14 protein-coding genes and 1 pseudogene are annotated in these 13,079 nt (G+C 34.8%); 12 read left to right on the forward strand and 3 right to left on the reverse strand.

The window, feature by feature from the left end; genetic code table 11:
- The first annotated feature begins 14 nt into the window (after window positions 1-14).
- Genes sufD through sufB form a run of 4 tightly spaced genes read left to right on the forward strand, consistent with a single transcriptional unit; the run spans window position 15 to window position 4,420 of the window.
- Entirely contained in the window at window positions 15-1,319 is a 1,305-nt protein-coding gene (sufD, locus tag KFV12_RS04225; protein WP_254257386.1) for a Fe-S cluster assembly protein SufD, read from the forward strand.
- A 29-nt stretch (window positions 1,320-1,348) separates the two neighbouring features.
- Window positions 1,349-2,584, forward strand: coding sequence for a cysteine desulfurase (locus KFV12_RS04230; RefSeq protein WP_111714330.1), 1,236 nt, complete (start codon window positions 1,349-1,351; stop codon window positions 2,582-2,584).
- Window positions 2,574-3,008: a Fe-S cluster assembly sulfur transfer protein SufU gene (gene sufU, locus KFV12_RS04235; protein ID WP_111714331.1), complete on the forward strand. Its 435-nt coding sequence runs from the start codon at window positions 2,574-2,576 to the stop codon at window positions 3,006-3,008. Before KFV12_RS04230 ends, sufU begins: the two co-directional genes overlap by 11 nt.
- Before the next feature lie 14 nt (window positions 3,009-3,022).
- Window positions 3,023-4,420: a Fe-S cluster assembly protein SufB gene (gene sufB / locus KFV12_RS04240; protein WP_111714332.1), complete on the forward strand. Its 1,398-nt coding sequence runs from the start codon at window positions 3,023-3,025 to the stop codon at window positions 4,418-4,420.
- A 30-nt stretch (window positions 4,421-4,450) separates the two neighbouring features.
- Here sufB and KFV12_RS04245 read toward each other — a convergent pair whose 3' ends face one another.
- Both KFV12_RS04245 and KFV12_RS04250 read right to left on the reverse strand, forming a co-directional pair.
- The gene (locus KFV12_RS04245; protein ID WP_111714333.1) at window positions 4,451-5,224 is read right to left on the reverse strand and encodes an ABC transporter permease; all 774 of its coding nucleotides are present in this window, start codon (window positions 5,222-5,224) and stop codon (window positions 4,451-4,453) included.
- Window positions 5,221-5,937, reverse strand: a complete 717-nt coding sequence (locus KFV12_RS04250) for an ABC transporter ATP-binding protein (RefSeq protein WP_111714334.1) — start codon at window positions 5,935-5,937, stop codon at window positions 5,221-5,223. Before KFV12_RS04250 ends, KFV12_RS04245 begins: the two co-directional genes overlap by 4 nt.
- 57 nt (window positions 5,938-5,994) lie before the next feature.
- Between KFV12_RS04250 and KFV12_RS04255 the strand changes: the two genes are divergently transcribed.
- The 5 genes and pseudogenes from KFV12_RS04255 to KFV12_RS04275 all read left to right on the forward strand — a co-directional run.
- Complete coding sequence (locus KFV12_RS04255) at window positions 5,995-6,843, forward strand: DUF72 domain-containing protein (protein ID WP_254257387.1); 849 nt, start codon at window positions 5,995-5,997, stop codon at window positions 6,841-6,843.
- Between the two features lie 11 nt (window positions 6,844-6,854).
- A complete protein-coding gene (locus tag KFV12_RS04260) occupies window positions 6,855-7,688 on the forward strand; it encodes a sulfite exporter TauE/SafE family protein (protein WP_111714336.1) in 834 nt (277 codons plus the stop codon).
- 15 nt (window positions 7,689-7,703) lie between these two features.
- Window positions 7,704-9,032, forward strand: coding sequence for a bifunctional metallophosphatase/5'-nucleotidase (locus KFV12_RS04265; RefSeq protein ID WP_239242310.1), 1,329 nt, complete (start codon window positions 7,704-7,706; stop codon window positions 9,030-9,032).
- A 73-nt stretch (window positions 9,033-9,105) separates the two neighbouring features.
- Complete coding sequence (gene lipA, locus KFV12_RS04270) at window positions 9,106-10,020, forward strand: lipoyl synthase (protein WP_096077047.1); 915 nt, start codon at window positions 9,106-9,108, stop codon at window positions 10,018-10,020.
- Window positions 10,021-10,030: 10 nt separating this feature from the next.
- Window positions 10,031-10,408 (forward strand): annotated as a pseudogene (locus KFV12_RS04275) (YutD family protein); the annotation flags it as partial.
- A gap of 153 nt (window positions 10,409-10,561) precedes the next feature.
- Here the strand turns inward: KFV12_RS04275 and KFV12_RS04280 are convergent.
- Window positions 10,562-10,825 (reverse strand): DUF3055 domain-containing protein, encoded by a 264-nt coding sequence (locus tag KFV12_RS04280; protein WP_111714338.1) that lies wholly within the window; start codon window positions 10,823-10,825, stop codon window positions 10,562-10,564.
- A gap of 81 nt (window positions 10,826-10,906) precedes the next feature.
- On the opposite strand from KFV12_RS04280, the gene KFV12_RS04285 reads away from it, so the two are divergent.
- The 3 genes from KFV12_RS04285 to KFV12_RS04295 are packed head-to-tail and all read left to right on the forward strand — an operon-like array spanning window position 10,907 to window position 13,074.
- Window positions 10,907-11,344: a DUF86 domain-containing protein gene (locus KFV12_RS04285; protein WP_099580425.1), complete on the forward strand. Its 438-nt coding sequence runs from the start codon at window positions 10,907-10,909 to the stop codon at window positions 11,342-11,344.
- Window positions 11,331-12,113, forward strand: coding sequence for a TIGR01457 family HAD-type hydrolase (locus KFV12_RS04290; protein WP_133446397.1), 783 nt, complete (start codon window positions 11,331-11,333; stop codon window positions 12,111-12,113). Before KFV12_RS04285 ends, KFV12_RS04290 begins: the two co-directional genes overlap by 14 nt.
- Before the next feature lies 1 nt (window position 12,114).
- On the forward strand, window positions 12,115-13,074 hold the full coding sequence (locus tag KFV12_RS04295) for a 2-hydroxyacid dehydrogenase (protein WP_254257388.1): 960 nt from the start codon (window positions 12,115-12,117) through the stop codon (window positions 13,072-13,074).
- Window positions 13,075-13,079 lie beyond the last annotated feature (5 nt).

A 13,079-nucleotide genomic window follows, 5' to 3' on the forward strand; every position in this document is an offset into this window, starting at 1 on the left:
AGGAGGAAAATGTGATGAGTACAATCGATGTAACAAACGATATGATTAAAAATTTCTCAGCATCACGCAATGAGCCAACATGGATGGCAGAATTACGTGCTGACGCTTTTAATAAATTAAATACAATTGAAATGCCAAAACCAGATAAAACAAAACTTGATAAATGGGTCTTTGATGTTCACCATAAAGCAATCAAAAGTGATGTCTATGCTTCAACTGATGCTTTACCTGAAGCGGTTAAAAATTTATTGGATATGGAGAATGTAGAAAACCTTATTGTGCAACATAACAATACACCTGCATTAGTAAAAGTTGAACAGTCTTTAATTGATCAAGGTGTAATCGTAAAAGATATTGAAACTGCATTAATTGAAAACAGTGATTTAGTAAAACAATACTATATGACTGAAGCTGTAAAAGTAGATGAACACCGCCTGACTGCATTGCATGCTGCTATGATGAATGGTGGTCTATTCGTATACGTTCCACGTAATGTAGTTGTTGAAAATCCAATTCAATATGTAGTATTACATGATAATGCAGATGTAAATATCATCAACCATTTAATCATTGTTGCTGAAGAAAGTGCTGAAGTAACATATGTTGAGAACTATTTATCAACTGTAGAAACAAAAGATGCACAGTTAAATTTAGTTTCTGAAGTTATCGCAAAAGATAATGCTAAGATCACTTACGGTGCCGTTGACTTTTTAAACAAAGGATTTACAGGACATGTGATTCGTCGTGGTATGGCTGCAAAAGATGCAACGATTGACTGGGCTTTAGGTTTGATGAATGATGGAGATACAATCAATGATAATACGACTTACTTAAATGGTGACAATTCTAAGAGTAATTTAAAGATTGTTGTAGTAGGTCGTGGAGAACAAAAATTAAACTTTACAACTCAAATCATACAATATGGTAAATCTAGTGAAGGTCATATCTTAAAACACGGTGTAATGAAAGATTCAGCATCTTCAATCTTTAATGGAATCGGCCACATTAAACATGGTGGTACAAAAGCAGACGCACAACAAGAATCACGTGTATTAATGTTATCAGAGAAAGCACGTGGAGACGCTAACCCGATATTATTAATCGATGAAGATGATGTTACAGCAGGACATGCAGCTTCTGTAGGCCGTGTGGATCCGATGCAATTATTCTATTTAATGAGTCGCGGTATTTCTAAACAGGAAGCAGAACGTTTAGTCATTCATGGTTTCTTAGCTCCAGTAGTAACTGAATTACCAATTGAAGCAGTAAAACGTCAATTAACAGACGTTATTGAAGAAAAAGTAATGGGTAAATTATAAAATACAGTTTTGAAAGGTCTTGATACAAAATGACCAGCTTAAATGTTGAAGCAATCAGAAAAGATTTTCCGATTCTAACTGAACAAGTAAACGGAAAAGATATCATTTATTTAGATTCATCAGCGACTAGTCAGAAACCTTCAAGTGTAATAGAGAAAACAAAATATTATTATGAGCATATGAATGCGAATGTACACCGTGGTGTACATACTTTAGGTACGCGTGCTACGGATGGGTATGAAAATGCACGCGAAACAGTACGCAATTTTATCAACGCGAAATATTTTGAAGAGATTATATTCACACGCGGTACGACAACAGCAATTAATACTGTAGCACACAGTTATGGTGATATTGCGGTTAGTGAAGGTGACGAAATTGTCATTACTGAGATGGAACATCATGCAAATTTAGTTCCGTGGCAACAACTTGCGAAACGTAAGAAAGCAGTGCTTAAATATATTCCACTTGAATCAGATGGCACGGTTACGTTGGAAAATGTACGTGCAACAGTTACAAGCAAGACAAAAATTGTTGCAATGGCACATGTTTCTAACGTTCTAGGCATAATCAATGATGTGAAAAGCATCGCTGAAATTGCACATGAAAATGGTGCTGTGATGGTAGTTGATGGTGCGCAGGCAATACCTCATATGAATGTTGATGTGACTGATTTAAATTGTGACTTCTATGCGTTCAGTGGACACAAGATGCTTGGTCCAACAGGAATCGGAGTTTTATATGGTAAAAGAGAATATTTAAATCAAATGGAACCGATTGAATTTGGTGGAGATATGATTGACTTTGTAGGCTTACAGGACTCTACATGGACAGAATTACCGACTAAATTTGAAGCGGGTACACCGCTTATCGCTGAAGCAGTAGGTTTAGCTGAAGCTATTAATTATTTAAGTAACATTGGCATGGACAATGTGCTAGCATACGAACATGAGCTTACGGCATATGCTTATGAAAAGATGAGTGAAATTGAAGGTTTAGAAATTTACGGTCCAACTGTAGATAAACGTGCAGGATTAATTACTTTTAATTTAGAAGGTGTACATCCGCATGATTTAGCAACTGCATTAGATTCACACGGTATTGCGATTCGTGCAGGGCATCATTGTGCACAACCTTTAATGAAATGGTTGGGACAGTCCTCTACAGCACGTGCAAGTTTCTACATCTACAACACAAAAGAAGAAGTAGATCAACTTGTTCAAAGCTTGAAAGAAACAAAGGAGTTTTTCAGTTATGAGTTTTAATAATTTAGATCAACTTTATCGTTCTGTCATAATGGATCATTATAAGAATCCTCGTAACAAAGGTGTTATCGAAGATGGTGCCTTAACAATAGATATGAACAATCCAACATGTGGAGATAGAATTCGTCTTACACTTGATATTGTTGATGATATTGTGCAGGATGCAAAGTTTGATGGTGAAGGTTGTTCTATCTCAATGTCTAGCGCATCAATGATGACTGAAGCAATAAAAGGTAAGACAATAGAAGAAGCATTAAAGATGAGTGATGAATTCTCTAAGATGATGCTTGGTGAAGATTATGAAATAGATGAAGAAGCTGGAGATATTGAAGCACTTTCTGGTGTAGCTAAGTTTCCGGCGCGTATTAAATGTGCGACACTTGCCTGGAAAGCATTAGAACGTGGCACAAAGAATGAAAACTAAAAGGAGTGAATGAAATGGTTAAACAAGCACCCGATGTTGGTGATTACAAATATGGTTTCCATGATAAAGACGTTTCTATTTTCCGTTCAGAACGTGGACTAACTGAAGATATCGTAAGAGAAATTTCAAAGATGAAGGAAGAGCCACAGTGGATGTTAGATTTCCGCTTAAAATCTTTAAAACAATTCTATAAAATGCCTATGCCGATGTGGGGTGGGGATTTATCAGAATTAAACTTCGATGAAATTACGTACTATGTAAAACCATCTGAACATACAGAACGTTCTTGGGACGAAGTTCCTGAAGAGATTAAACAAACATTTGATAAATTAGGTATCCCTGAAGCGGAACAAAAATATTTAGCTGGAGTATCAGCACAATATGAATCTGAAGTTGTATACCATAATATGCAGGAAGATTTAGAAGAACAAGGCATTATCTTTAAAGATACAGATTCTGCATTACGTGAAAATGAAGATATCTTTAAAGAGCATTTTGCTTCAGTAATTCCACCGGCAGATAATAAATTTGCTGCATTAAACTCTGCAGTTTGGTCAGGTGGATCGTTCATCTATGTACCAAAAGGTGTAAAATTAGAAACACCGTTACAAGCGTACTTCCGTATTAACTCTGAGAATATGGGACAATTTGAAAGAACATTAATCATCGTTGACGAAGGCGCAAGTGTACACTACGTTGAAGGATGTACAGCTCCAGTTTATACGACGAATTCTTTACACTCAGCTGTAGTAGAAATCATCGTTAAAAAAGATGCATATTGCCGTTATACGACAATTCAAAACTGGGCAAATAATGTATTCAACTTAGTTACAAAACGTACATTCGTTTATGAAAATGGAACGATGGAATGGATTGATGGTAACATCGGTTCTAAATTAACAATGAAATACCCTGCATGTTACTTATTAGGTGAAGGTGCACGTGGTATGACATTATCTATCGCCTTAGCAGGTAAAGGACAAGTTCAGGATGCTGGTGCGAAAATGATGCACATGGCACCAAACACTTCTTCAACTATCGTCTCTAAATCGATCTCTAAACAAGGCGGTAAAGTAGTTTACCGTGGTATCGTTCATTTCGGACGTAAAGCGACTGGTGCGCGTTCAAACATTGAATGTGATACATTAATCATGGACAATGAATCAACTTCAGATACTATTCCATATAACGAAATGTTAAATGATAATATTTCTTTAGAGCATGAAGCGAAAGTTTCTAAAGTATCAGAAGAACAGTTATTCTACTTAATGAGCCGTGGTATATCAGAAGAAGAAGCGACAGAAATGATCGTAATGGGCTTCATTGAGCCATTTACAAAAGAATTACCAATGGAATACGCAGTTGAAATGAACCGTTTAATTAAATTTGAAATGGAAGGTTCTATCGGTTAAAATATAAATAAATGCCTAAGACGCTATGTCTTAGGCATTTTTTTCTGTGTTGTAATATTTACCAATGAACTGCTGTTTGTCGTTAAATAAAGTCGGATAACTTAAAAATCCGACCATCACACTTGAAAGTGTTGCTGCTGTCAATAATAAGAACAGAATAAGTAATTGGAATTGTGCAGCAACGATAGGATCTGCCCCACCGATAATTTGTCCGCTCATCATTCCGGGAAGTTGCACGAGCCCCATTGTCTTTTGGCTTTCGATTGTCGGTATCATTGAATTTTTTATAGATGCCATAAGCACTCTATGAATGGCTTGTTTTGGATTTCCTCCAAGTGAGAGAATTAATTCGATTTGTTCTTCATTTTGATCAAGTTCACTTAAGAAACGATTGAGAAATAGTAGCGATAATACCATTGCATTACCAATCATCATTCCGCTAATCGGTATTACATAACGCGCTTCAAATGGTATGATATGAAAGCCTAGTAGAATGGTTTGCGTTACTACTTCTACTGTGATTAACGTCAGCACGATCTTCCAGGTGATACCTTTTATTCCTTTTCCTTTTTTTATAATATTTTGCGTTGCGGCTGTAATCATTAATAATATCATCAGCAGGATGTAGATTGGGTGATTGCCATCAAAAACGAAAGTTAGTAAATAACCGATGAAAATAAGCTGAATTGTACTTCTAATCGTTGCGATGATAATATCTTTTTCAAGCCCGAGTTTCAATGTATAACTTAAGACTAATGGTATCAGTACGAATATAAGTGTTAATGCCAGTTGTGTTAATGTCATTCTATTTCTCCTTTCAGAAAAGCATTCAAGGTTCCATTATTGGATTCAAATAATTGACTTGCTTCACCTGTAGTAACAACTTCACCATCTTTAAGCATGCAGTAGTAGTCTGCAGCCCGTTTCGCCTGATCAACGTCATGCGTTATCCAGATAACCGTGACGTTATATCTTTCATTGATTTTGTGAATCAATGCTTCTACTTCACGTACACTTCGTGGATCTAAGCTCGATGTAATTTCATCGAGTAATAAGACTTTAGGCTGGTTAACTAATGTTCGTGCGATAGAAAGACGTTGACGCTGTCCTCCTGAAAGACTTTTTACATTTGTATTGAGGTCAATTGTATCTAAATTTAGCTGGTCGAGCAGTTTCGATGCTGCTTCAACGGGTAACTTCTGATTAAAAAGCGTTTTAGGTAGATTGATATTATCGTATACTGTGCCTTGTATCATTGGTGCACTTTGAAGTGCTAATCCAATTTGTTTTTTCAGCTCAACTAAATCAAGTGATTGAATAGATTGATCATCAATTAATATATCACCAGAAGTTGGACTGATTAATCCGTTGATCATTTTTAAAATAGTCGTTTTGCCGGCACCACTGGGACCGATTAAAGCGGTGATCTTACCGGAATGAAAATTTGTCGATACATTTTTTATAATATGTTTATCATTAACAGAAAAATTTACATCATTAAGGGTAATGGTAGTCATAAGTTCTCCAATCTATATTTTGATAAGTTTATGATAAAATAACAGTTAGGTGATGAAATGATATATATAGGACTTACTGGTTGGGGAGATCATGATACATTATATGCAGATCTCACAAATAAAAATGAAAAGCTTTATCATTATGGTGCGCATTTTCCGATAGTTGAACTGGACGCTACGTATTATTCTGTTCAACCTGAACGCAATATTCAAAAATGGATAAAAGAAACACCGGATAATTTTAAATTTATCGTTAAAATTCATCAAGCACTCACAGGACATGCTGCAGTAGAAGATTTTGCTGCATCGAGAATGGAGCTCATTGAACAATTTAAAACAATGCTTCAACCTATATATGACGCTGGAAAGCTTGGATGTTTACTCATTCAGTTTCCACCTTGGTATGATTGTACTACAGTAAATATCAATTATATTATTTACTTGAAAAACCATTTTAAACAATTTCCTATTTGTATTGAATTTAGAAATGATAGCTGGTTTACAACTGACATGAAAGAACATACACTTAATTTTCTATATGAACATCAATTAATCCATTCTGTATGTGACGAACCACAAGCGGGTCATGGCAGTATACCATTCGTAAATCGTATCACACATGAGGATGCGCTTGTTCGCTTTCACGGAAGAAATGTTGGCGGATGGACGAAAAAAGATTTGTCTGACCAGGAATGGCGAGATGTACGCTATCTTTATGATTATAACGAAACTGAATTAAAATTTTTAGCGAAAGAGCTTCAAATTCTCGATCAGAAAGCCAGAAATGTATATGTTGTATTTAATAATAATTCAGGTGGCCATGCAGCCGGCAATGCGAAACGGATGTGTGAAATTTTAAATATCGAATATACAGGTTTAAACTTTAAACAACTAAAACTTTTTTAGGAAGTGTTGAAATGAGTATGACTGCAATTTTTGTTTTAATATTTTTAGGTTTATTTTCAAGTATTATTGGCTCAATCGTTGGTATCGGTGGTGGTATCATTATTGTGCCGGCATTAATATATTTAGGTATGGAAATTGGATTAATAGATGGTATTACACCACAGAAAGCGATTGGAACATCTACTGTGATTTTAATTTCAACAGGTTTATCAGCATCTCTTGGTTATATAAAAAATAAACAGGCAGATCTTAAAAATGCTGTTATCTTTATGGTGGGTATTATTCCCGGAGCATTAGTAGGTGCTCATTTAAGTCAGTATTTAACGATTCACCGCTTTAATCTTTATTTCGGTATCTTCTTAATTATTATGAGTATTGTTTTAATGGTAAGGGATAAAATAAAACCGATTAAATTCTTCCAGAATAAAAAATATGAAAAATCATATACCGATATAAAAGGTGATACTTATCATTATAGTATTGCACCAATACCAGCTGTTTTATTAACATTTCTGGTAGGATGTTTAACAGGTCTTTTTGGAATCGGAGGAGGGGCTTTGATGACACCTCTGATGATCATTATCTTTAGATTTCCGCCTCATATTGCAGTAGGCACGAGCATGATTATGATTTTTGTATCAAGTGTCAGTGGCGCAACAAGTCATATAATACAAGGAAATATTATATGGCCATATGCAATTATACTAATTATTGCTAGTTTTATTGGTGCAAAGATCGGTGTGCAGATTAATAAGCGCATGAAATCAGCTACAGTTGTACTGATGTTACGTATTATATTAATGCTATTAGGAATATATTTAATTATTAAAAGCTTCACTGGATGATAAGGAGGCAATTGAATGGATATAAAAATATTTCATACGAATGATATGCATAGTTATTTATCAAACTATAAGAAAATCACACGATATATTCTGGACATAAAGTCAGAATCTCAAAACATGCTTTATTTAGATTTAGGTGATCATGTTGATAGAAGTCATCCATTTACAGAAGCAACGCTTGGTCAGGCAAATGTTCAGTTGTTAAACGAAGCGCAGGTGGATGTCGTAACACTTGGTAATAATGAAGGAATTACTTTAAATTTTGAGGATTTCAATCGACTTTATCAGAATGCAAATTTTAAAGTGACATGCTGTAATTTATTTGATGAAGCTGGACATTTACCTAACAATATTGATAAATCTGTGATTTATGAAAAGAATGGTATCAAATTTGGTATCGTTGGTGCTACGGCGGAATTCACACCTTTTTATAAGGCTTTAGGATGGATTGTTACTGATCCGATGACGGCTATTTCAGAAGAAATTCAAAATTTACGACCGAATGTCGATGTCGTTATCGTTTTAAGTCATTTAGGTAAATTCTTTGATAGAACGCTTGCAGAAAGTCATCCGGAAATCGATTTGATTCTCGGTGCACACACACATCATTATTTTGAACATGGTGAGCAAGTTAACGGAGTTCTAATCGGAGCTGCAGGAAGATACGGTGAGTACTTAGGGGAAGTTACATTGTCTTTTGATGGTAAGAAGCTTGTGAATAAAAAAGCGAGATTAATTAACACAGATGATATACGTAATACTGAAGATGATTATTATGCACAAGGTAAAACGTTATTATCAGAACCGATTACAGAAAGGCAAATTGATTTACCGAGAAGATTATATAGTGCATCATATACGACATACATATTAGCGGATAAACTAATGCAATTTACTGGTGGAGAATGTGCGTTAATCAATACTGGACTTATCGTTAATGGATATACCGGCAATCAATTTACAAAATATGAACTGCATAAAATGTTGCCACATCCGATTAATCCTGTAAAAATTACTTTGACCGGACGTGAGTTAAAAGAAGTGATAAATGTTAGTCAACAACATGAATATAAAGATGAGATCGTTAAAGGGTTTGGTTTTAGAGGCGATTTATTTGGTATGTATGTATTACATAATATCGGATACATACAATCACAGCAAAGATATTTTATTGGTACAGAAGAAATTGATAATCATCAGAATTACAAATTAGCAACATTAGACATGTATACTTTTGGCCGATTCTTCCCACAGTTTGTTCAAAATGAAAAAGAATATTTCATGCCTGAATTTTTGCGTGATTTAATGCAAACAGCAATTGAAAATAATGAGTACAATTTTTGAACAATAAAATCTTAGAATTTCAAAATAATAACTTTATGTTATAATTGTAGAATAATTAATTGGAGGGATTGAATTGGCGACTAAGAACGAAGAAATCTTAAGAAAACCCGAATGGCTTAAAATTAAGTTAAATACAAATAAGAATTACACTGGCCTGAAGAAAATGATGCGTGAGCATAATTTAAATACAGTTTGTGAAGAAGCAAAATGTCCTAATATTCATGAATGTTGGGGTGAACGTCGTACAGCTACGATTATGATTTTAGGGGCAGTTTGTACGCGTGCATGTCGTTTCTGTGCCGTTAAGACAGGTTTACCCAATGAACTTGATTTAAACGAACCGGAACGTGTTGCAGAATCTGTTCGTCTAATGAATCTTAAACACGTTGTAATTACTGCAGTTGCACGTGATGACTTAAAAGATGGCGGTTCTGAAGTATATGCTGAAACGATTCGTAAAGTACGTGAAGTAAATCCTTATACAACAATAGAAGTCTTACCATCAGATATGGGTGGAAGTTTTGATAACTGGGAACGTTTAATGAATGCACGTCCTGATATTTTGAATCATAATATTGAAACAGTGCGTCGTTTAACGCCAAGAGTTCGTGCGCGTGCGAAATATGATCGTTCATTAGAAGTATTACGTCGTTCAAAAGAATTGCAACCAGATATTCCTACAAAATCAAGCTTAATGGTTGGCTTAGGTGAAACTTGGGAAGAAATTTTAGAAGTTATGGATGATCTACGTGCAAATGATGTTGATATTATGACAATTGGTCAATATTTACAACCTTCACGTAAGCATCTAAAAGTTCAAAAATATTATACACCATTAGAGTTCGGTAAATTGCGTAAAATAGCAATGGAAAAAGGATTTAAACATTGTCAGGCTGGACCGATGGTACGTAGTTCTTACCATGCCGATGAACAAGTTAATGCTGCTGCAAAAGAAAAACACAGACTAGGTGAAGCTGCAAGCGAGTAGGTGACTTATGATTATTAACGTGAATCAACATTACTTTCATATTATAGAAAATCATAAAGATGCATTTAATCAGGAAATGTTCGAAGGACGTTACTCAGAAATTTTAGACCGATATCCATATATCGTAGGAGATATCGGATTTGAACAATTAAGGTTAAAAGGATTCTTTGATGATAAGAAAAAAGGTGCAGATATTAGTAAGAGATTTTCTGCAATTCAGGATTACTTACTAGAATACTGCAATTTTGGATGTGCCTATTTCGTGTTAAAACGTTTAACTGAAAGTGAAGTTGTGAAATTAACACAACCAGAATTAATAACAGATATAGAATCAAATGAACATGATGATCTTACTGAAGTGATAGTTGAAGAGGAAATAGAAGATAGCGTTGTAGATGAAGTTGCTGATGATTCAAAACCGACTGCCGACAATGAAATTGCAGACGAAAGTCATCATGCATTAAAAGAAAAGAATATGAAGACATTTAGTAATTTCATTAAATAAAAAAAATTCCAGCTTACTTCGGTAAGCTGGAATTTTTTAATGGATCACTTCGTTAAGGAATTCAGTAATTTCTATAGCATCAGCGTCATTAATGCCAAATACATGGGCAATATAACCTTCTTCATCGAGGTCATCGCGACCAATAATACCGAATTTATTCGACTGAGTATTGAGCACAATCGTTTTGCCATAATGTCTATCTGTTTGAATCAGTGCTAAGTCATGTCGATTTTCACCAACAAAGCTTACAAATCGTATATTTGCCTTTTCAGTATCATCGTATAAAAACATATCTATCATTAAGCATTCCTCCAGTAATTTTATTATACATGTTGTGTATTGCTTTTCAAAATTTGATAGAATAGTGGTGGAGGCGATCAGATGTATTTTGTAGATAGAGATGAATTAGAAGAAAAACTCGTGTATATTGATAAGTTATCAAAAGAAGTAGTAAATTCTGAAGGATTCGCATTAGAACGTGTATGTCATATGCTTATAGAAGCAGTTGTTGATGTAGGAAACATGATTATTGATGGATTTGTTATGCGTGATCCTGGTAGTTATCAGGATGTCATTGATATTTTAGAGATGGAAAAGGTGATTTCTTCGATATCTAAAGATGAAATTAGTAAGACATTACCTACACGTCAATGGTTTGTTCGAAACTATACTGATATTAACCATGCAGAAGTAAAGCGTATTTTTATGGAGAACATCAATGCCTATCAAAAATTCAAAAACGATGTTGATACGTTTATAGCAAATGAACTTGGTCCTGTATCAGCATTTGGGAAAGGTAGTAAAAATGAAAAAATATAGTGGATACTTATTAGATTTAGATGGCACGATGTATGCCGGAACAGAAGTCATTGAAGGTGCTAGAGAATTTATTGCCTATTTAGCGAATAATAACTTACCTTATTTATTTGTAACGAATAACGCATCAAAAAGACCGGATGAAGTAGCAGATAAACTTTCTAAGATGGGATTTGTAGCACATGCTGATAACGTAGTGACAAGCGCGATGGCTACAGCATCATATATAGCTGATGAAAAACCTGGGGCAACGGTCTATGTTATTGGTGGAACAGGTATTCGTCAAGCCTTAGAAGATGAAGGTTTAGAGATCAAAGAAGATGAACATGTAGATTATGTTGTAATCGGTCTGGATGTAGATATCAACTATGAAAAATTATCGATCGCTTGTTTAGCTGTACGAAATGGTGCGAAATTTATTTCTACTAATCCAGATACATCGATTCCAACTGAACGTGGTTTCTTACCTGGTAACGGTGCATTAACAAGTGTTATCACTGTTTCAACTGGCGTGGAACCTAAGTTTATCGGTAAACCGATGCCTACAATTATGAATAAAGCTGTTGAAATGATTGGCCTGGATAAGTCAGAACTTGTTATGATTGGTGACTTATATATGACAGATATTATGAGTGGTATTAATAGTGATATCGATACACTTCATGTACAGACAGGTGTATCAACTTATGAACAGGTTATGGCTGAAGCGGTACCACCAACTTATAGTGTTAAGAACCTATTAGAAGTAATCGACATGTATGAAGGGGAATAATATGAAAGTATTGATTACAAGAAGTATTCCAAAGCATTATGTTGAGCAATTAGAATCTGTTGCAGAGGTAGAAGTTTATCCAGAGACGATTAAACCGATGCCAAGAGAAGCATTACTAGAATCATCAAAAGATAAATCTATTGTTATTTCAATGCTAAGTGATACTATTGATAAAGAATTTATCGATAATAACCCGGACCTTAAAGCAGTGATCAATCTTGCCGTTGGTTATGACAATATTGATATCGATTATGCACGTAGTAAAGATATAACGGTATGTAATACACCTGACGTACTTACAGAAACAACTGCTGAACTCGCATTTACTTTAATGTTTGTAACAGCAAGACGCATCATTGAAGCAAATGAATTAGTAAAAGAGGGTAACTGGGTTGGATGGTCTCCTTATTTACTTGCCGGACTTGATGTGTATAAAAAGACAGTCGGAATATTTGGTATGGGAAATATCGGTACGGCATTAGCGAAACGCTGCATCGGACTAAACATGCATGTTCAATATCATAACCGTAGTGAAAGCGAAGCTGCAAAAGCACTTGGAGCAAATTATGTATCTTTTAATGAATTACTTGAAACAAGTGACTTTATCATATGTACTGCACCATTAACTAATGAAACAAAAAATATATTTAATAAAGATGCATTTAAAAAGATGAAATCAAGTGTGATATTTATAAATATTGGTCGTGGTGGGCATGTCGTTGAAAATGACTTACTGGAAGCCATTCAAAACGAAGAGATTTATGCAGCAGGGGGTGATGTATTAAATAACGAACCTGTAGGGAAAGAACATCCATTTCTATCTGAAAAGCGCATTACAGTGCTTCCGCATATCGGAAGTGCAACAGTAGATACGAGAAATGCGATGATTGAGCTGTGTATAAAAAATGCTGAGTTAATTATTGAAGGTAAGAAGCCTGTAAGTGAAGTGAAAAATAATTAAAAGAA

Source organism: Macrococcus epidermidis (assembly GCF_024205965.1).
Classification (GTDB): Bacteria; Bacillota; Bacilli; order Staphylococcales; family Staphylococcaceae; genus Macrococcoides; species Macrococcoides epidermidis.

Bases quoted from the DNA above. Each gene is read 5' to 3' on its own strand.
- sufD (WP_254257386.1), top strand. From the start codon at position 15: ATGAGTACAATCGATGTAACAAACGATATGATTAAAAATTTCTCAGCA.
- KFV12_RS04230 (WP_111714330.1), top strand. From the start codon at position 1,349: ATGACCAGCTTAAATGTTGAAGCAATCAGAAAAGATTTTCCGATTCTA.
- sufU (WP_111714331.1), top strand. From the start codon at position 2,574: ATGAGTTTTAATAATTTAGATCAACTTTATCGTTCTGTCATAATGGAT.
- sufB (WP_111714332.1), top strand. From the start codon at position 3,023: ATGGTTAAACAAGCACCCGATGTTGGTGATTACAAATATGGTTTCCAT.
- KFV12_RS04245 (WP_111714333.1), bottom strand. From the start codon at position 5,224: ATGACATTAACACAACTGGCATTAACACTTATATTCGTACTGATACCA.
- KFV12_RS04250 (WP_111714334.1), bottom strand. From the start codon at position 5,937: ATGACTACCATTACCCTTAATGATGTAAATTTTTCTGTTAATGATAAA.
- KFV12_RS04255 (WP_254257387.1), top strand. From the start codon at position 5,995: ATGATATATATAGGACTTACTGGTTGGGGAGATCATGATACATTATAT.
- KFV12_RS04260 (WP_111714336.1), top strand. From the start codon at position 6,855: ATGAGTATGACTGCAATTTTTGTTTTAATATTTTTAGGTTTATTTTCA.
- KFV12_RS04265 (WP_239242310.1), top strand. From the start codon at position 7,704: ATGGATATAAAAATATTTCATACGAATGATATGCATAGTTATTTATCA.
- KFV12_RS04280 (WP_111714338.1), bottom strand. From the start codon at position 10,825: ATGATAGATATGTTTTTATACGATGATACTGAAAAGGCAAATATACGA.
- KFV12_RS04285 (WP_099580425.1), top strand. From the start codon at position 10,907: ATGTATTTTGTAGATAGAGATGAATTAGAAGAAAAACTCGTGTATATT.
- KFV12_RS04290 (WP_133446397.1), top strand. From the start codon at position 11,331: ATGAAAAAATATAGTGGATACTTATTAGATTTAGATGGCACGATGTAT.
- KFV12_RS04295 (WP_254257388.1), top strand. From the start codon at position 12,115: ATGAAAGTATTGATTACAAGAAGTATTCCAAAGCATTATGTTGAGCAA.